This window comes from Priestia sp. YIM B13551 (assembly GCF_042787905.1).
GTDB lineage: Bacteria > Bacillota > Bacilli > Bacillales > Bacillaceae_H > Priestia.
In genome coordinates this window covers 319,531-339,179 of sequence record NZ_JBHZOX010000005.1, presented here as the reverse complement: position 1 = coordinate 339,179, position 19,649 = coordinate 319,531, and the positions used below count along the sequence as shown (strand labels likewise).

The window sequence follows — 19,649 nt, the reverse complement described above, 5'->3', positions numbered from 1 at the left end:
GTGAGCTAACCTTTTTTATTTATAATTGGTGCTTTGTTAACAAGATTTTTAAAAAAAGCTCAATAATAAAAAGAAAGTTTTAAAAAAACTATTGCATTCATATGAAATATCATGTTATTATAATAAGCGTCGCTAAGAGATATAACATGAGCCATTAGCTCAGTTGGTAGAGCATCTGACTTTTAATCAGAGGGTCGAAGGTTCGAGTCCTTCATGGCTCACTTTTATTACAACGTGGCCCGTTGGTCAAGCGGTTAAGACACCGCCCTTTCACGGCGGTAACACGGGTTCGAATCCCGTACGGGTCATTTTTAATATTTTTAATACATAGCATATAGACTGAGGTCCCGTGGTGTAGCGGTTAACATGCCTGCCTGTCACGCAGGAGATCGCGGGTTCGATTCCCGTCGGGACCGCCATTTTGGCTCGGTAGCTCAGTTGGTAGAGCAAAGGACTGAAAATCCTTGTGTCGGCGGTTCGATTCCGTCCCGAGCCATCAAAAAGCATGACTTTATTTAAAGTCATGCTTTTTTCTTTTATTTACATTTAAAAGAAAACGTTATTTGCTTTGTATCTCTTTTGTGGTAATATATTACTTTTGTATTTAGAGATGGTTGAAAATCATATATCTTCATGTATAGTAGAGGATGAACTTGTGACGTTTCAAGGGTTATCAAGTATAATAAAACTACGGTATTCAAACAGTATGAATACTATCTTTTATATTTTGCTTCAACTAATAAAGGAGAACGATGATCATGGATAAACGTATTTTAGTCGTAGATGACGAAAAGCCGATTGCAGATATTTTAAAGTTTAATTTGCAAAAAGAAGGTTACGAAGTATTTTGTGCTTATGATGGCGTAGAAGCACTTGAAAAAGTGGAAGAAGTACAGCCTGAAATGATTTTATTAGATATTATGCTTCCTCAGAAAGATGGAATGGAAGTTTGCCGAGAAGTACGCAAAAAATATGATATGCCAATTATCATGTTAACAGCAAAAGACTCTGAAATTGACAAAGTTTTAGGTCTAGAATTAGGTGCAGATGATTATGTAACTAAGCCGTTTAGTACGCGTGAATTATTAGCACGTGTAAAAGCTAATTTGCGTAGACATCAGCAGGTAGCTGCTCCAACGGAAGAAAGCGAAACGAATGAAATTACAATTGGAGCACTTGTTATTCACCCAGATGCTTATATCGTGTCTAAGCGCGGAGAAACGATTGAACTGACTCACCGTGAATTTGAGCTGCTGCATTATTTAGCGAAACACATTGGACAAGTCATGACGCGTGAACACTTGCTTCAAACTGTATGGGGTTATGACTATTTTGGTGATGTGCGTACGGTAGATGTAACAGTTCGAAGATTACGTGAAAAAATTGAAGATAATCCAAGCCATCCAATGTGGATTGTAACAAGACGTGGAGTAGGCTATTATTTACGCAGCCCAGAGCAGGAGTAATTTTAGATGAAGAAAGTAAGGCTCCTGCAATCTATTCATTTAAAGTTTGTATTGATTTATGTGCTGCTCATTTTAATTGCGATGCAAATTATTGGGGTCTATTTTGCACGACAATTAGAAAAAGAATTAGTTAACAACTTTCGAACGTCTCTTCAAGAGCGGACAGACTTGCTGACGTATAACATTGGACAAGAAATGGTGAAAAATCGTGATGATGATTCGCCCACTCTTGAGGAAGACTTAAAGACTATTTTACGAGATTTTGCTTCAAGACCCAATTTAGCTTCAAATGATATGAATGACATCTCTGAAGTAAGAGTCATTGACCAAAATAGAAGAATCATTGCTACATCGAACTCAAATCCTCAACAGATCATAGGTAAAAAGACTAATGATTTAGCGATTACAAATGCGTTGTTAGCAGGAACGAACTCTGATAATGTATTTGTTGATCAAAGCGGACAGCGAATCAGAGTTATGATACAGCCTATTCGTTTACAGGATAAAGTAGGTGCCAGTCAATCAAATTCAACTAATAAAAATGGAAAAGTTCAGTCTAGCGAAGAAATCTTAGGTGCTATTTACTTAACAGCTTCCATGGAGCCTGTTTACGATCAAATGAGTAATATCAATCAGATCTTTAAGGCAGGTACGGTGATTGCTCTTTTTATTACAGCTATTTTAGGCGTGTTTTTAGCTCAGACGATTACTCGTCCAATGTCTGAAATGAGAAAACAAGCACTTGAGATGGCCAAAGGGAATTTTACGAGAAAAGCTAAGGTATACGGGTATGATGAAATTGGTCAGCTAGCTCTCACATTCAACAACTTAACAAGAAAGCTTCAAGAAGCACAGGCAACTACAGAAGGGGAGCGCCGTAAGCTTAGTTCGGTATTAGCTCATATGACGGACGGCGTTATTGCTACGGATCGAAAGGGAAGAGTAATTTTAATTAATGATCCAGCTGCAGCTATGCTAAATGTTTCACGTGAAACGGTTTTGTCTGATCCAGTTGTTTCCCTATTAGATCTTGAAGAAACGCATACGTTTGAAAGCTTGCTCGCTAATCAAGAGTCATTAATTTTGGACTTTAGTACAAAATCAGATCCCTTTATTTTAAGAGCTACCATTTCCGCTATTCAAAAAGAGACCGGTTTTATTAACGGGATTATCATTGTCTTGCATGATATTACAGAGCAGGAGAAAATTGATCAAGATCGCCGAGAATTTGTAGCCAATGTTTCACATGAATTGCGTACGCCGTTAACAACGATGCGCAGTTATTTAGATGCGCTTGCAGAAGGAGCATGGCAAGATAAGGACTTAGCTCCAACATTTTTAAATGTAACGCAAACGGAAACAGAACGAATGATTCGTCTCGTTAACGACTTGCTTCAATTATCTAAGCTAGATAGCCAAGACTACCGATTTAGTCGTGACCCAATCAATTTTGTGAAGTTCTATCATTACATCATTGATCGCTTTGAAATGACAATTGAACAAGGTATTTCGTTCGTGCGCGACTTGCCAAATGAAGCAATCTATGTCGCTATCGATCAAGATAAAATTACACAAGTATTAGATAACATTATTTCCAATGCAATAAAATATTCACCTGAAGGCGGAACCATTACATTTTCAATTGCTCAGCATACGCATGAAATTGTTGTGAGCATTAAAGACCAAGGTATGGGAATTCCAAAATCAAATTTAGCTAAAATTTTCGAACGCTTCTATCGTGTAGATAAAGCACGAACGCGTAAATTAGGCGGAACAGGATTAGGGCTTGCTATTGCCAAGGAAATTATTGAAGCACATGATGGACGTATTTGGGCAGATAGTCAGGAAGGAAAAGGAACAACGATTTACTTTACTCTTCCGATTGAAAGTGAGAATGATGACGAATGGGAATGAGATATGAACATATCAAAACGGCCATCTTAGTTGTTCTCGTCGCTTCCAGTTTAATTATGACGTATCATATATGGACGTATCAGCCTTCTTATAAGGTCATTTCAAAAAATCAACATTTGCAGGAAGTTGAAGTGAGTTCAAAAAGTAAAATAGAAGATCATATTCTTCCAACAGAAGTTCTCTATCATCGAAACGATAATCACTACATGTCTCACGACGAAGATGATGTAAACAAATGGGTAAATGAAATGAAAAAGTGGAAATTTTCGAATGTGACGGACGTTTCGGATGCTATTTCTCCTGATGGATTTTTAAATTATGTCCATGGAAGTAATTCTATTGAAGTGTTGTATCCAGACGCGCTACCTTTGAAAACATTTCAACAGCTTTTTTCATTTTCTCAAACGTCTTTGCCTAATCAAACATTTGACCGTGTACTCATTAAAATTAAGCGTACACCTTCCTTTTTCGTAAGCGTGTATCTTGTGAATTATGAGCAAAAAAAGATTTATTCGGTTACAGTCAAGAATTTGGCCAAAGATGATATCAAAGAATTAGAAGATAAAATGAAACGTACGTATGCCCCGAGCTTTGTATATAAAGAAAACAAAAATCGGTATATCTTCCTTCCGGAAAATAATATCACGATGAATAGTGAAGTCTACTATACGAGCATGAGGCATTTAGATATTGAAAAATATAAAGAAGCGCTTTTTAACAACCCAGACTATGCACGGAAAGAAACGTCTACAAACCGAGATGTCTACACCGAAGGTACAAAAGTGATTAATGTTAATACGAAGACAGATGTGATGGAATATGTGAATCTTGTAAATTCCACGACCGAAGTAATGGAAGATTATAATTTAATAAATCGCAGCTTTAGCTTCGTTAATGACCACGGCGGCTGGACGGAATCTAATTACAGGTTCAACAGCTGGAATCGTATTACAAAAGAAATTAGCTATCGTTATTATAAAGATAACTATCCAGTTTACAGCAATCAGGGAATGACTGAAATATATCAGAGATGGGGAAATGCGGAGATTTTAAATTACCGTCGTCCTCTTTATCGTTTTGTGAGAGTACAGGATTCGAGTGTAGAAAAGCTGCAGTCATCTCAAAAAGTGATTCAATTAATTGAAAAACACCAAAACTTTGACCCGAATCTGTTAAAAGATATTTCAATAGGCTATCAGCTAGAAGAAGTCTCACAGCAGCCAAAAACCGGTGAAAAGACGGTTGAGTTTAATTCTAACTCTGTCAAACTCGTTCCTTCTTGGTTCTATTATTATAATAGCAAGTGGTATCGAATTGCACCGCCGACCGAAGGAGGCGATAACGATGGATTGGAATAGAACAAAAACCATCTTTATTTTCACTTTCTTGATTCTTAATATTTACTTAGGCTATCAGATTTTTAAAACTCATCAAGAAGATCAGTACTCTCTATTTGTGGAGTCGAGCGTTGAAGAACAATTAACGAGTGAAGGCATTGAATATAAACATTTACCTGTAGATGTGAAGGAAGCTTCGTCGTTAAATGCTAAAAGCAAACTGTTTAAAGATGAAGATTTAAAAAAGCTTAAAGAACAAAAAGCAACGCTGCTTGAGGAAAAAACAATTCGAAGCGCATTAGACAAACCTTTTTCAGTACCTGAAAAAAGTCCCGAAGCAAAGCTAAGTCAATTTCTAAAACGGTATGTGATCTCAGGTAAGGATTATGAGCTATGGAATGTTAACAAAGAGAAAAAAACAGTTACATTCTTTCAAAAATATAAGAAGCATAAAATCTTTGATAATGAAAATGGCATGATTGTTGCTCACTTAAATGACAAAGATGAAATTATTTCTTATGAACAAACGATGCTGGGTTCTGTGAAAACGTTGGATGATGAGCAGGATGTTTTAACGCCTTTAAAAGCATTGGAAAATTTGTTTTTGAAGGGTGAATTGAAAAAGAAAGATTCTGTAACAAAAGTAGAGTTTGGGTACTATACGTTTGATCTGCCGTTATTAAATTCTCAAGTTTTAGCACCAACTTGGCATGTTATTGTAAATGGAGACACGAGTTATTTTGTCAATGCCTTTGAAGGGCAGATTATTAAAAAAGGAAATAAATAAGTATTTGGAGTGAGATAAATGAGCCTGCATTTCAGCGTGCTAGCGAGTGGGAGCACAGGAAATGCGATTTTAGTAAGTGATGGAGAACATTCCTTACTAGTTGATGCAGGGCTGAGCGGAAAACAAATGGAAGCTCTATTTCAACAAGTAAATCGCAATATCCCGGATTTATCAGGAATTTTAGTGACTCATGAACATAGTGACCATATTAAAGGACTAGGTGTTCTGGCACGTAAATATAAGCTCCCTATTTTCGCAAATGAAAAAACGTGGAACGCAATGGATGGCTTGATCGGCAACATTGATACGGAACAGAAGTTTCACTTTGAAATTGGCCAAACGAAATCGTTTGGTCAATTGGAAGTGGAGTCTTTTGGCGTTTCGCATGATGCTGCAGAGCCTATGTTTTATGTCTTTCATCAAGGATCTAAAAAATTAACCCTTATTACGGATACCGGCTATGTAAGTGACCGCATGAAAGGTACGATTAAAAATAGCGATATGTACGTATTTGAAAGCAATCATGATGTTGAAATGCTGAGAATGGGGCGCTACCCTTGGAGCATTAAAAGACGAATTCTAAGCGACGTGGGACATGTATCAAATGAAGACGCGGCTCTTGCAATGGCAGATGTGATTGGAGATCAAACCAAACGCATTTACTTAGCGCATTTGAGTCAAGACAATAACATGAAGGAAATTGCCCGCATGTCTGTTGCGCAAGTGTTACAACAAAAAGACATCAATGTAGAGGACAATATTCTCCTATGTGATACAGACCCAAAAAGACCAACTGATATTGTTTATGTATAGTCTCTAGAAAGGAAGCGAAAAATAACTTCATTTAGTACGTGAATGCAGACATTCACGATGATAAATGAAGGGTTCGGTGATAGTGTGGAACATTATGATGAAGGCCAAGAGCCAAATAGTCGGCCGCCTAAACGCCGCAGAGGATATTTCGCTTCTGCTCTGATTGGAGCAATTATAGGTGCACTTATTGTACTGCTTCTTATGCCAGCCTTGGTGAGGAACGGGATTTTGCCAGATGGATGGATGACGGATGAAAATAGAGATGAACAAACAGGATCTACCATTCAAAAGTCAGTATCTCTTGACGTCACTACGGCCGTCACAAAAGCTGTTTCTGAAGCCAATGCAGCAGTTGTAGGAGTTGTAAACATTCAGAACTCTGAAAGCTTTTGGAATGATGAACGAACTGATGCCGGAACGGGCTCAGGTGTTATTTACAAAAAGCAAGGCAACAAAGCTTATATTGTGACAAACTATCATGTCATTAAAGGCGCTAACGAAATTGAAGTGAGCTTCAGTAACGGTACAAGGGTATCGGCTAAAATTCTTGGCAGCGATGATTTAATGGACTTAGCAGTTCTTGAAATTGACGCAGGCCACGTGACAAAAGTGGCTACCTTCGGAAATTCTGATAAGCTTAAAGCTGGTGAACCAGTGATTGCTATCGGAAACCCGTTAGGCCTTCAATTTTCTGGCTCCGTTACACAAGGAGTTGTCTCAGGGGTTAACCGTGTCATTCCTCAAGATTTGAATGGCGATGGAAACCCTGATTGGCAATCAGAAGTTATTCAAACAGATGCCGCCATTAACCCTGGTAATAGCGGGGGTGCTCTTGTTAATATTGATGGTGAATTAATCGGTATTAATTCCATGAAAATTGCCCAAGAAGCAGTAGAAGGCATTGGTCTTGCCATTCCAATCAACATGGCTAGGCCCATTATTAATGACTTAGAACGATATGGTGAAGTCAGACGTCCGTATCTTGGAGTTAGTACACTATCATTAAGTGAGGTATCAGGGTATCATTTAAAAGAAACCCTTAAGTTACCGCATGATGTAGTAAACGGAGTTGCTGTTCTAAAAGTCGAGCCAGGTTCGCCAGCCGCTAAAGCCGGATTAAAGGAATATGATGTGATTGTTGAGTTAGATCACAGCAAAGTAAGGGACATTGCGACACTTCGCAAACACCTCTACATTGAAAAAGAAATTGGCGATAAAATGAACGTAACGTTCTATCGCGATGGCAAAAAGAAATCCACAGAAGTAAAATTAACGCGTCAAATGAAGTGAAAGAAAAGTTATCCACAGGGGATAAACTCCTGTGGTTTTTTAATGAAAAGAATAGAGAGAGGAAGATAAATACATGAAGATATATTGCTGTTTGGAACATACAGAACTAGCGCTGGATGTAATGGTAGATGAGATTGAGCTAGCGCCGGTTTTTGAAAAAATAGAAAATTCTACTGACAAAAAAAGCTGTGAATATTGTGACAATGAAGCTGTATATGTAGTAGGGAACTAATATTCTTATACAAAATGTGGATATAGCATGTGGATATGTGGATAATATCTGTGGATAAGAGATAAAGGAGAGGAGAATAGCCTGTGAATATCTCTATTATAACCATTGGGAAGCTAAAAGAAAAATACTTAAAACAAGGCATTCAAGAATATTTAAAGCGTTTATCAAGCTATGCAAAAGTAGAAATTATTGAGCTTGCAGATGAAAAAGCGCCAGAAAACTTAAGTGAATCTGAAATGGAACAGGTGAAACAAAAAGAAGGAGAGCGCATCTTAGCGAAAATCTCAGACGATACTCACGTAATCGCATTAGCTATTAACGGAAAACAAAAATCTTCCGAGGAACTCGCAAAAGAAATTGATTCATTAGCTACCTACGGAAAAAGCAAAATAGCGTTTGTCATTGGCGGGTCGCTTGGTTTAAGCAGCGAAGTAATGAAACGCTCAAACGCAGCCCTTTCTTTTTCAAAGATGACGTTTCCTCATCAGCTTATGCGCCTAGTATTAGTAGAACAGATTTACCGAGCTTTTCGTATTATTCGAAATGAACCTTATCATAAATAGAACGTGTGGATATTTTTTTATTAAAAGCTGAGGCAGAAGGAAATGTAAAACCTTCTGCCTCAGCTTTTATCATATGTGGATAAATAGCACACGTCTATAAAAAAGAACAAGAGGTTCTTCTCTCCGATAAAATGTTAGAACAATTGAGTTTAAGCAAACGAGATCTTATTTAAGAAACAGAAAAACTTTCGTCTTCTTTCACTCCAGCTCTGTCTTTAAACTCATCAAGCAACGCACGCACTTCGTCAGTTGTTTCCGTGCTCATGAGTAGATTTCTTAATTCGCTTGCACCGCGGAATCCGCGAACGTAAATTTTGAAAAAGCGTCGAAGCGGTTTGAAAGGGCGCGGCTCTAATTCTTCAGAATACTTATCATGAAGATCTAGCTGCAGGCGAAGAAGTTCTAATAGCTCTTCGCTTGTGTGCTCTTTCTTTTCTTTTTCAAACGCAAACGGATTATGGAAAATTCCGCGTCCAATCATGATTCCATCAACGCCGTACTTTTCAGCAAGTTCAAGACCTTTCTGGCGGTCAGGAATATCACCGTTAATTGTTAGTAGCGTATGAGGCGCAATTTCGTCACGAAGCTTCTTAATCTCCGGAATTAACTCCCAGTGCGCGTCAACATCGCTCATTTCTTTTTTCGTACGAAGGTGAATAGAAAGGTTCACGATATCCTGTTCTAAAATGTGCTTCAGCCAGTCGTACCACTCATCAACTTGCGTATAGCCAAGACGAGTCTTTACGCTTACTGGAAGCCCTCCAGCTTTGGCTGCCTGGATAATCTCAGCCGCAGTATCTGGACGGCGAATCAGACCAGAACCTTTTCCGTTTCCTGCAACGTTCTGTACAGGACAGCCCATATTAATATCAATTCCGCGAAAGCCCATTTCAGCCATGCCGATACTCATTTGACGGAAGTATTCAGGCTTGTCTCCCCAAATATGCGCAACGATTGGCTGTTCATCTTCTGTAAACGTCAATCGTCCTTTTACGCTATCTTTTCCTTTCGGGTGGCAGTAGCTTTCCGTATTCGTAAACTCTGTAAAAAATACGTCAGGTCGTGCTGCTTCGGTCACAACATGGCGAAAAACGACATCCGTCACAGCTTCCATCGGTGCCAAAATAAAAAACGGACGCGGCAACTCATGCCAAAAATTATCTTTCATCTTATATCTAAACCCTTTCTTTTAGGGAAAACATATTCCCAAAATTAAAAAGTGTAATTTCTTTTATCAGGTTGAATGCCAGTATAAACTTCAACCAATATATACTTTAATGGTATGGAACGAAAAGTGCAAGGGAACGAGTGGTTTTGTTTTGCTGGAAATACTTATTGAAACAAATTTTATATCTAGTATTAGTGGGGTATAAGCAATTAAAAGCGAGCCTGAAGGCATGTACCGGATACCTGCGAATAAATATCCTAAAGCATTTGGTTTGTGTTTAGGCACTTTCTCTAAGGATATTATAAAGTATTCACCATAATTATGATTACGATAAACGATTTTATAAATAACTTTTACTATATAATATATAAAAAACCACGTCTGTCACTGTACAACAGACGTGGCTTCATTACGTATTAATGCTTTTTGTAAGGAGCGCCGTCCTTAGAAGGCAGTCCAGAAATGTATCCTACACCACCTGTTTCTTGAATGCCAATGCTTTCTTTCATTGCATTAGCTAGCTCTTCTTTATCAACAGCGGTAATATTTTTGTCGCTGATGTCCTCGCCCGGGTGCTGATAGTTACTTAGTACGTAGCGAGAGTTTTTAATGTTTTCTACTGCACGAAGTCCTGTTGCTTCTGCTCCCACTGGAACTGAAAGAATGCGCGATAGTTTTTTGGTTTTTACATTGTAAGCCCATACGAAGTTGTTTGTGTGCAGTGAGCTGTCTTCTCCGATAAAGAGTGTATTTAAGTCATTTGAATACGTAAGGTTATCAGGGTTGGCAATTTTATTTGGATCTGCTGTATTACCGTATGCATCTGCTTTTTCTAGGTCTTGTCCAATCAGTAGCCCTTCCATGCTTGCAGGAACGTAGCGACTGTTAATCTTGCCTTTTGCTTGGTCTTTTTGATGCGATCCTAAGTTCAGCTGGTAGGTCACACCAGACTCTAATCTTGGAAGCTGGATATCATCTTGGACAGCACCAGATTCTTTTAGCATGGCACTATTTTGGTAAGAAATAGCCATATACGCTTTTTTATCTTTTTTGTTAACCGTTAGTCCTTCCATCTTGTTGAATTCAGATGTTGCACCTAAAATTGCACCGTATCGGCGTGATTCTGAAAAGGCAGCTGCTTTTTCCATGCCAGGCTTTACTTTTAAATATTCAACTTTTTTACTTGCGGCGGTTTTGACTGCTTTAAATCCTTTTGTAGGCTGTTCAGCTGTTTCAAAAATATCACTAAATTTTGTGCCTTTGTCGATTATTGTTTTCACTTCACTGTCTGTTGCATGGCCAAGCTTAATCCAATGAAGGTCGCCTTTACCTCCATTGTTCGTACTCGTTTGTTTGAATTTTGCTGCATAAAGCGTTCCTGCTGAGAAGTCTTTCTCCTTATCTGCTACATACATAAACATCATGGTATTAGATCCATCATCGCCAAAAAGAGCGGTTTTATTATCTGGAAGTACCTGCATCATTTCGTGTGAAAAACGACCTGTGCTGTAATGTTTTACGACGGACGCATTGCCGCTTTCATCCACTGAAATTTCTGGAATCCAGCCATAGTAGTAAGGATTTGCTTTTGACGTGTCACCGAAATAAAGCTTAGCGAAGTTCGTGACGTCTTTATAAGAGCTAGATGAAGGGTCTTCAAAAGCACGTGCATCAGGCTCGTATTCTTCTGAACCAAGGTGAGTACCCCAATCTGTTGTAGAGCCATTACACGGCGTCCATAAACCATTCACATTAGAAAAATCAATTTTTTTAGCATGGTTGACGGTTAGTTTTCCTGTTTTATCATCTCGATCAACTTGTGTAAGCGTCATTGAAGCAGGAAGACCGGAAATCTCTTTTCCAGCATTATTAACGGATTCATATTCATAATGTGAAATAATATAAGACTTACCGTTGATGGTGATAAAGCTGTTTGAATCCGGTGCGTCTGATACGTACGGTGAGGGCTTATCAGGAACGCTTCGGTCAATAATTGGATCCCCGTTTGCATCGATGGGTGTACCTGCGGCGATTAATTCCCCTTTATTATCGACAATTTTATCTTTTGAAAGAAAGAGTTGGTTATAGTTAAGCGGCGTTTCTTCAACGCTTCCATCTTTATACGTTACTTTTACAGATGCCTCTGTATACGTTTTAATCATATTTTCAATCGTAGTAGGTGCTTTCATTGGCTGAAACTCGACGCTTTTGATTTGTTTTGGATGTTGAACTGGATGATGCTCTGCTGCAAAAGCAGAAGCGGCGCTAGAAGCTAAAAGAGTGAGAGATAGTCCAAGAGATACTCGTTTTTTCATGGTTGATAACCTCCAAATTGTATTCATACACTTATTAAATCATTTGATTGTTGAGGAAATATAAAGAGAAGCGCTGGATTTGTTGAGCTGTCGTTAAGAACGTTGAACATTTACATGACAAGTTTAACTAGAAGTTATTCAGCTATCTTTCAGAATTTGTTCAGATAGCATTCAGCTGGGCTTCACAGTGAATTCATGTTCTGCTCTTACAATAAACACATAGCTAAAGGCGACAGGAAGCGCTTTGGCTCGTACAGCAAAAGTGAAAGGTATTTTAGCAGAAAAAAACGTTACTCCAATAGCGCTATTTTGATAAATGACCGCTGCTAAAAACTTTAGCTTGTGCTGTAAATACATTGGAAATTAGGCGGAGGTATAATCATGATTGGAAAAGTATTAGCAGGAAAAGCAGTAGTAGCAAAAGCGGTGGGAGGTGCCACAATTGGAACAGCTATCGCTCTTGGTTCAATGACAAGCGCATTTGCTTCAGACGGCCAGCACATTACTTCAACAAAAGCGTCGGCTCATACCGAAGCGGCAACATATACGCAAGCTCAAGCAAAAGCAATTGCCTTAAAGAACTGCGGAGGAACGGTTCAATCAGTTTCTTTTGAAAATAACGCCTATACGTTTTTAATTCACGGACAAGATAATCAAGACCATCACGTGAAAGTAAATGCACACAGCGGAAAAGTGGTAAAGGTTGAAAAACTATCTTTTTCTCGAAGTGAGGCACAAGCAGTAGCGTTGAAAAACTGTGGAGGAACGGTTAAGTCGGTAGGCTTCAACGATGGAGTATATACGTTCTTAATTCACGGAAAAGATAGCCGTGATCACCACGTAAAAGTGAATGCACAAAGTGGAAAAGTGATTCAAATTCAAAGCGCTGCATTTACAAAAGCACAGATTCAAACGATTGCATTAAAAAATTGCAGCGGAACGATTCAATCAAGTTCATATGCAAATGATGTATACACATTTTTGATCCACGGAAAAGACAACAAAGATCACCATGTGAAAGTAAACGCTGAAACTGGAAAAGTAATTAAAGTCGAAGCGGTAAAGTTTACACAAGAACAAGCTAAACAAGCTGCTCTTCAACAGCACAAAGGAACGGTTCAATCTGTTTCGTTCAGTGAACAAGCATACACGTTTGTGATCAAAGGAACAGACAATGTAAAACATACTGTAAAAATAAGCCCTCAAACAGGAAAAGTGTGCTGATTTGATAAAAAAGACGATTGCTTTACAGCAATCGTCTTTTTTTACGTTAAGGGCAATACAATTTCAAAAGCAGTTCCTACATTTAATTTGCTTTTTACACGTATTTTTCCCCCGTGCAGCTCTATAATAGATGCGCTGATGGCTAAACCTAAACCTGCTCCTCCGTATGCTCGAGAGCGTGAAGCATCAGCTTTGTAAAATCGCTCAAATAAATGAGCAAGGTGTTCTTGAGGAATGCCGTGACCGTTATCTTGTATTGTTAATGAAAGTTCTTTCTCATTTGCTTTTCCTATCACTTGAATAACTCCTGTAGTTGGATTTGTATGCTGTACTGCGTTGGAAAATAAGTTTAAAACAACTTGTTTAAATTGATCTTTGTTAATGTCTGATGGTAGAGGGCTTGGGAAGTCGAATAAAATTTTTCTGTTCCCGGCCAATAGCATTAATTGAGGTTTCATATCTAAAATCAATTCATCTACAAAACAGCACTCTTTTTGAAACGTCGGAAGTTGATCAAGCTGAGCAAGAAGCAGAAGATCCTGAATCAGTTTGCGCAGTCTTTTGGACTCCCCATACATGCTTTTTAATGCGTCGTTTAATTGGTCTGGATTACTGCTAGCCCCTCTTAGTAAAACTTCTAAAAAGCCATGAATGGATGTAAGCGGCGTTCGCAGTTCATGAGAAGCATCCGCCACAAAGCGCCGCATTTGTTCTTTGGCATCTGTTTCAGCTTTAAATGCTTCTTCAAGACGCTCAAGCATTTCGTTAATAGAAAGAGAAAGGCGATCCATTTCGATTTGTCCTTGATTAACAGGCAAGCGGTCATGTAAGCTTCCTGCATTAATATGCTCCACTTTTTTAGTAATAGTAAACAAAGGGATTAACGTCTGTTTTAAAACAGAAGAAAAAACAAAAAAAGCAATGGTCATTGCAGTAAGTGAAAGCATTAAAAAGATTATCATTTGTCTGATTAACAGGTCTCTTAGTGATTCTGTTGGAGTATTGATTTGAATAACTCCCTGGATTTCTCCGTCAAAGACAATTGGTTTTAAAACAATGACTTGCTCTTGATGACCATCGATTTTCTTTATGAGGCTCATCGTGTTGTCCGGCTGTTTGATGTTTTTCATTACTTGTTTATATGTAGATGCAGAAAGCTTAGGAAAGTAAGAATGATGTGGATCCTTAGCCAGCCGTAAAAATGTGCTTTTTTGATTGATAAAGGTAATATTAACACCCGGGAAATAAACCATGGGTCTTGATCTTTTTACATTCTGGCTTGTTTCAATATCATGTTTCCAGACATCATCGGGAATCAAGTGAATTTGGTCTTCGATGCTTTTAATTTTATTCGTGTAAATAAATTGCTTCATGAACACGTATTGAAACAAGCCTATCAGTATCAGTAAACTCAAAATAACAAGCAAACTTCTGAATAAGAGCTGAAGGCGAAGAGAGTTCAGATGAAAGAACCGTTTGTGCTTCATGAAATATCAATCCGGTATCCTACACCGCGAAGCGTTCGAATGACGGTTCGGCTATGGTCCTGTAATTTTTCTCTCAGTGATCGAATGTATACTTCTACAATGTTTTCTTCTCCTCCAAAATCATATCCCCACACTCGATCTAAAATGGTGGATTTACTTAGTACGAGACCGTGATTAATAACCAAGAATTTTAAGAGTGCATATTCAGTAGGGGATAAATCAAGTATGTGATTAAGGTATTTAATTTCTTTGCGGCGGTCATCAATTTTAAATGGACCGATTGATACTTCGTCTAATAAGTTGGGAAATTGATTGCGGATTCTAGCTTTAATGCGCGCAAGAAGTTCTTCAAAACTGAAAGGTTTGACCATATAATCATCTGCTCCAATAGTCAGCCCTTTTACCCGATCGTCTACTTGATCTTTTGCTGTTAGCATAATGACAGCTATATCTCCCATTTTCTTCAACAAGCGGCATACTTCAAATCCATCCATTCCTGGAAGCATAACATCTACAATAGCGATATGGGGCTTGAATTCTTTAGCTACATTAATTCCTTCAATTCCGTCTTGGGTAGCTTTAATATCAAATCCTTCATTCGTTAAACCCAAAGATAAAAACTGTAAAATAGTTGGTTCGTCATCTATAAGCAAGACTTTAATTCCTTTTAGTTGTTCCATCATGTTGAAAACTCCTTTGCTCCTCTACTTTCTATTATGCTTTTTTATCTGAAACAGCACTGAATAATAGCTGAAAGCAAGCTGAAAAATAGTAGCTATTCTTATATCTTCAGCTAACTTTAAGCTTCTATTCGTCTTATTCTCAGAAATCTTTTGCATAATGAACGGCGTACTAGATAAAACGCCATAAATTAGACGGAAAGTCTAATGGTGAAAAAGGAGGAAATTCAAGGATGATTAAATGGGCAAAAGTATTGTCTACATCTGCTTTAGGAACTGCAATTGCATTTAGCTCTATTACAACGAGTCACGCTGCAGAAATGAAGACAGCTAAAGCAGAAACAACTGAACATGTGAGTATCTCGCAAGCTCAGGCAAAAGGTATTGCTCTACAAGATTGCAAAGGGACAGTTACGTCTACGGAATTTAAGCAGGAATCAAGTGTGTATGTAATTACAATTGTAACGAATAACCTGGAGCAAAGAATTGTAGAAGTAAGTGCGAGCACTGGAAAAGTAGTAAAGAAGCAAGAAGTGAAGTTATGGACACAAAATCAAGTGAAAGAATCTGTTTCTAAGCAGTATAAAGGCGCTATTCAATCTATTACCTTTAACAAAGAAACGCGTGAATATACGTTAACTGTAGTAGATGGCAAAGTAGAATATACGTTAACTGTAGATGGTCTAACGGGAAAAGTCATTCATGAGAATAAAAAAGAGCTGCAGCTAATGTCAGAGCAAAAAATAAAAGAAGGAGCTGTCAAACAATATAGTGGTTACGTATATAGTCTAGAGTTTAAAGAAGCCACTAGTCAGTATATCGCAGTGATTCTTAAAGATAGCACTCAATATACCGTAACGTTAGATGCTTTCACCGGAAAAGTAGTTAATACTTCTCAGCAAGCAGTGAAGCTATTAACGAGGCAAGATGCAAAAGATCTTGCATTGGCTACATATGTAGGTAAGGTGAGAATGGTAGAATATGATAAAAACGCAGCGATTTTCACAGTAAAAATAATCAAAGATAATACGGAATACACAATCACAATCGATGCGGTTTCGGGTGAAATCACACATGTAAAACAAGATAAACTTCAGCCGTTAACGGAGAACGATGTAAAAGTTCTTGCTTTAAAACATCAAGAAGGAAAAGTAGAGCATATTGAGCTTATAACAGAAAACTCAATAACTGTATACGTATTAACCTTAGTGAGCGGAAGCAAGCAGCAGACGCTTAAGTTCGATGCTTATACGGGACAAGAGTGCTCATAATTTTTTATCTTAAAACATAAAACATACATTTCATTTTTCATTCATATCAAGCAGAGGGTGCTTCAAGGCATCCTCTGCTTTTCTATTTATAACTAGAAACGGGGCTGTTTATCTATGTTAAGATAAATGTAGATTATTGTTGTAAAATGGATAGAACTAGAATGAAATAAATTAAATAGATAGGGTGTACACATGAGAAAAGAAGTACAAGTTATAGCCAAAGAAGCTTTTATTAAAAAAGTGAACAAGGGTTATCCACTCATTGAAAAAGATGCGCTTGTTGATGGTCATAAACTGCAAGAAGAAGGGGTTATTATTAACTTAGTTACTTCCAAGAATCAATTTTTAGCCAAAGGCTATTATGGAAAACAAAACAAAGGCTACGGATGGATTCTTACGAAGAAGAAAAGTGAGCAAATTGACGCGGCGTTTTTTGCTAGAAAAATTCAGCAAGCTATTTCATCTCGTCATGACTTTTATGCGTCTGAAGACACAACTGCTTTTCGCATATTTAATAGTGAAGGTGATGGAATCGGCGGCTTGATTATTGATTATTATGACGGATATTACGTCATGAGTTGGTATAGTGAAGGAATTTATCAATTTAAAGAATACGTCATTGAAGCCTTAAAGTCTGCGCCTAACTTTAAAGGGCTGTACCAGAAAAAACGTTTTAACGTAAAGGGGCAGTATATTGAAGAAGATGATTTTGTAGCAGGGGATAAAGGTGAATTCCCTTTAATTGTAAAAGAAAATGGTATTCGTTTTGCCGTTTACTTAAATGACGGAGCGATGGTGGGAGTCTTTTTAGATCAGCGAGACGTCCGTAAAACAATTCGAGATAAATATGCAAAAGGAAAGACCGTGCTAAATATGTTTTCGTATACAGGCGCATTTTCAGTGGCGGCCGCTCTTGGAGGAGCTGCGAAAACAACAAGTGTCGATTTAGCCAACCGCAGCTTGGCAAAAACAATTGAGCAATTTAGTGTAAATGGAATTGATCACGAAGCACAGGACATTATCGTAGAAGATGTTTTCAAGTATTTTAAATATGCGGTCAAGAAGAACATGACCTTCGATCTTGTGGTGCTAGATCCGCCAAGCTTTGCTAAGTCGAAAAAGCATACGTTTAGCGCGGCAAAAGACTACAAAGATTTATTAAAAGAAGCCATTGCGCTTACAAAGCCAAACGGTGTCATTGTAGCATCTACGAATGCAAGCAATTTTGATATGAAAAAATTCCATTCGTTTATTGAAAAAGCTTTTAATGAAAAAGGGGAACGGTACAAAATGATGGAGCAGTTCGCTCTTCCATCTGATTTTAAAACAATAAAAGAATTTAAGTCAGGTAATTATTTAAAAGTCGTGTTTATTCAAAAAATAAATCGCTAAATGCAAGGCTGCATGATGAACTCATGCAGTTTATTTATTTTTGATAAAATAACGATTACAAGCTATTTGAAGGGGACAAAATGAAGGTAGGAGATAAATATTGTCAATATATATGATAAAATAATAAAGGAATTATGCTCAACACTTCACAATTTTACAATATCATCCTTACGAAACGTATTTTTACAATTATTTTATTTTAAATGGGATAAGTATTGGGTACGAAGTAGAAAGAGCATACTACTATTATTAAAAAACATGAAAGGAGAAAGATTATGGCTGAAACAACAAAAAAGCCTGCCGGCGAAGTGAAATTTATTCCTTTATTAATTTGTCTGGCAATCGGACTTGTTTTATGGTTTATTACACCTCCGTCCGGACTTGATGTGAAGGCTTGGCACTTATTCGCTATTTTTGTGGCTACTATCGTAGGGCTTATCATTAAACCATTGCCATTAGGCAGTGTAGCTATTTTATCTTTAACCATTATTGTATTAACTAATACATTAACACTTGAACAATCGCTCAGCGGTTTTCAAAATACGACGATTTGGTTAATCGTTATTGCATTCTTTATTTCTAGAGGTTTTATTAAGACTGGTCTAGGAACAAGGGTTGCCTATATCTTCGTTCGTTTGTTCGGTAAAAAGACGTTGGGATTATCGTATTCTCTTATCGTAAGTGACTTGCTTTTATCACCTGCAATGCCGTCTAATACAGCACGAGCTGGAGGAATTATTCTTCCAATCATTCGTTCTTTATCCGAAACATATGGATCGAGAACTGGAGACGGTACGGAGCGCAGAGTCGGTGCTTTCTTAATAAAAGTATCGTTTCAAGGAGATATGATCACATCCGCTATGTTTGTAACAGCAATGGCGGCCAATCCTCTTGCTGTTAAAATGACGGAACAAATTACAGGAAAGACTATTTCATGGGTTGGATGGGCAGCGGCTGCAATTGTACCTGGAATTATTAGTTTAATTGTTATTCCGCTTGTTATTTATAAGCTGTATCCGCCAGAATTAAAAGAAACACCGGAAGCATCTGAAATTGCAGTAAAAAAATTAAATGAGATGGGTCCGCTAAAGAAAGAAGAATGGTACATGATTGGCGTATTTTTACTTCTTCTTGTGCTGTGGATTTTTGGCGCTAATTTAAATATTAATGCAACAACAACTGCTTTTATTGGTCTATGTACGCTGCTTTTAACGCAAGTACTAAGCTGGTCGGACATCAAAAAAGAACAGGGAGCATGGGATACATTAGTTTGGTTTGCTGTGTTGGTTATGATGGCAACCTTCTTAAATGATCTAGGCATGATTCCTTGGTTCAGTGATCTGATGAAAGGCACTGTTAGTCATATGTCTTGGATGACGGCGTTGATTGTACTAGCTGTTGCGTATTTTTATTCTCACTACTTTTTTGCGAGTAATACGGCTCACGTCAGCGCTATGTACGCAGCATTTTTATCTGTCATCGTGGCCGCTGGTGCGCCTCCGTTACTGTCAGCATTAATTTTAGCGTTCTTTAGCAATTTATTTGGCTGTTTAACTCACTACGGCAGTGGACCGGCACCGGTGTTCTTCGGTAGTGGATATGTAACGCAGCAAAAATGGTGGTCGCTCGGCTTTTTAATTTCAATTATTCATATTATCATTTGGATTGGAATTGGCGGCTTGTGGTGGAAACTGCTCGGTCTATGGTAAA

At 37.9% G+C, this 19,649-nt stretch carries 17 protein-coding genes and 4 tRNA genes; 16 read left to right on the top strand and 5 right to left on the bottom strand.

Going from position 1 to position 19,649, the window contains the following annotated elements; all coding sequences use genetic code 11:
- Positions 1–148: 148 nt before the first annotated feature.
- From ACFX4N_RS23370 to rlmH, 12 genes are all read left to right on the top strand, one after another.
- Positions 149–221 (top strand) — tRNA-Lys (locus ACFX4N_RS23370).
- Positions 222–236: 15 nt separating this feature from the next.
- Positions 237–308: transfer RNA gene (locus tag ACFX4N_RS23365), tRNA-Glu, on the top strand.
- A 35-nt stretch (positions 309–343) separates the two neighbouring features.
- Positions 344–419: transfer RNA gene (locus ACFX4N_RS23360), tRNA-Asp, on the top strand.
- A gap of 4 nt (positions 420–423) precedes the next feature.
- Positions 424–496: transfer RNA gene (locus ACFX4N_RS23355), tRNA-Phe, on the top strand.
- A gap of 262 nt (positions 497–758) precedes the next feature.
- The gene (yycF, locus tag ACFX4N_RS23350; protein WP_013059907.1) at positions 759–1,466 is read left to right on the top strand and encodes a response regulator YycF; all 708 of its coding nucleotides are present in this window, start codon (positions 759–761) and stop codon (positions 1,464–1,466) included.
- 6 nt (positions 1,467–1,472) lie between these two features.
- On the top strand, positions 1,473–3,380 hold the full coding sequence (gene walK / locus ACFX4N_RS23345) for a cell wall metabolism sensor histidine kinase WalK (RefSeq protein WP_013059906.1): 1,908 nt from the start codon (positions 1,473–1,475) through the stop codon (positions 3,378–3,380).
- Positions 3,381–3,436: 56 nt separating this feature from the next.
- Positions 3,437–4,738, top strand: coding sequence for a YycH family regulatory protein (locus tag ACFX4N_RS23340; protein WP_235860910.1), 1,302 nt, complete (start codon positions 3,437–3,439; stop codon positions 4,736–4,738).
- Positions 4,725–5,504, top strand: a complete 780-nt coding sequence (locus ACFX4N_RS23335) for a two-component system regulatory protein YycI (protein WP_029319486.1) — start codon at positions 4,725–4,727, stop codon at positions 5,502–5,504. Before ACFX4N_RS23340 ends, ACFX4N_RS23335 begins: the two co-directional genes overlap by 14 nt.
- A gap of 18 nt (positions 5,505–5,522) precedes the next feature.
- Positions 5,523–6,317, top strand: coding sequence for an MBL fold metallo-hydrolase (locus ACFX4N_RS23330; protein WP_014457688.1), 795 nt, complete (start codon positions 5,523–5,525; stop codon positions 6,315–6,317).
- 57 nt (positions 6,318–6,374) lie between these two features.
- Entirely contained in the window at positions 6,375–7,607 is a 1,233-nt protein-coding gene (locus tag ACFX4N_RS23325) for a S1C family serine protease (RefSeq protein ID WP_013059902.1), read from the top strand.
- A 73-nt stretch (positions 7,608–7,680) separates the two neighbouring features.
- Positions 7,681–7,839 carry a CxxH/CxxC protein gene (locus ACFX4N_RS23320; RefSeq protein ID WP_013059901.1) on the top strand — a complete coding sequence of 53 codons (159 nt, stop codon included), beginning with the start codon at positions 7,681–7,683 and terminating at the stop codon, positions 7,837–7,839.
- 83 nt (positions 7,840–7,922) lie between these two features.
- Positions 7,923–8,402, top strand: coding sequence for a 23S rRNA (pseudouridine(1915)-N(3))-methyltransferase RlmH (rlmH, locus tag ACFX4N_RS23315; RefSeq protein WP_013085547.1), 480 nt, complete (start codon positions 7,923–7,925; stop codon positions 8,400–8,402).
- Positions 8,403–8,571: 169 nt separating this feature from the next.
- On the opposite strand, the gene ACFX4N_RS23310 is transcribed toward rlmH, so the two are convergent.
- The 3 genes from ACFX4N_RS23310 to ACFX4N_RS23300 form a co-directional block, all read right to left on the bottom strand.
- Entirely contained in the window at positions 8,572–9,570 is a 999-nt protein-coding gene (locus ACFX4N_RS23310; protein ID WP_192100739.1) for a tRNA dihydrouridine synthase, read from the bottom strand.
- Between the two features lie 416 nt (positions 9,571–9,986).
- Positions 9,987–11,885 carry a PhoX family protein gene (locus tag ACFX4N_RS23305; protein ID WP_377262563.1) on the bottom strand — a complete coding sequence of 633 codons (1,899 nt, stop codon included), beginning with the start codon at positions 11,883–11,885 and terminating at the stop codon, positions 9,987–9,989.
- 171 nt (positions 11,886–12,056) lie between these two features.
- Complete coding sequence (locus ACFX4N_RS23300) at positions 12,057–12,242, bottom strand: hypothetical protein (protein ID WP_098547088.1); 186 nt, start codon at positions 12,240–12,242, stop codon at positions 12,057–12,059.
- A gap of 24 nt (positions 12,243–12,266) precedes the next feature.
- Between ACFX4N_RS23300 and ACFX4N_RS23295 the strand changes: the two genes are divergently transcribed.
- Entirely contained in the window at positions 12,267–13,109 is an 843-nt protein-coding gene (locus tag ACFX4N_RS23295) for a PepSY domain-containing protein (RefSeq protein WP_013059897.1), read from the top strand.
- A 41-nt stretch (positions 13,110–13,150) separates the two neighbouring features.
- On the opposite strand, the gene ACFX4N_RS23290 is transcribed toward ACFX4N_RS23295, so the two are convergent.
- Together ACFX4N_RS23290 and ACFX4N_RS23285 are read right to left on the bottom strand one after the other, a co-directional pair.
- Positions 13,151–14,482 (bottom strand): sensor histidine kinase, encoded by a 1,332-nt coding sequence (locus ACFX4N_RS23290; protein ID WP_234014980.1) that lies wholly within the window; start codon positions 14,480–14,482, stop codon positions 13,151–13,153.
- A gap of 110 nt (positions 14,483–14,592) precedes the next feature.
- The gene (locus ACFX4N_RS23285; protein WP_192100772.1) at positions 14,593–15,276 is read right to left on the bottom strand and encodes a response regulator transcription factor; all 684 of its coding nucleotides are present in this window, start codon (positions 15,274–15,276) and stop codon (positions 14,593–14,595) included.
- Between the two features lie 233 nt (positions 15,277–15,509).
- On the opposite strand from ACFX4N_RS23285, the gene ACFX4N_RS23280 reads away from it, so the two are divergent.
- The 3 genes from ACFX4N_RS23280 to ACFX4N_RS23270 all read left to right on the top strand — a co-directional run bounded on the left by ACFX4N_RS23280 (position 15,510) and on the right by ACFX4N_RS23270 (position 19,648).
- On the top strand, positions 15,510–16,547 hold the full coding sequence (locus ACFX4N_RS23280; RefSeq protein ID WP_013059894.1) for a PepSY domain-containing protein: 1,038 nt from the start codon (positions 15,510–15,512) through the stop codon (positions 16,545–16,547).
- Between the two features lie 192 nt (positions 16,548–16,739).
- Entirely contained in the window at positions 16,740–17,939 is a 1,200-nt protein-coding gene (locus ACFX4N_RS23275) for a class I SAM-dependent rRNA methyltransferase (protein ID WP_013059893.1), read from the top strand.
- Positions 17,940–18,214: 275 nt separating this feature from the next.
- A complete protein-coding gene (locus ACFX4N_RS23270; protein ID WP_013059892.1) occupies positions 18,215–19,648 on the top strand; it encodes an anion permease in 1,434 nt (477 codons plus the stop codon).
- The last annotated feature ends 1 nt before the right edge of the window (position 19,649 follow it).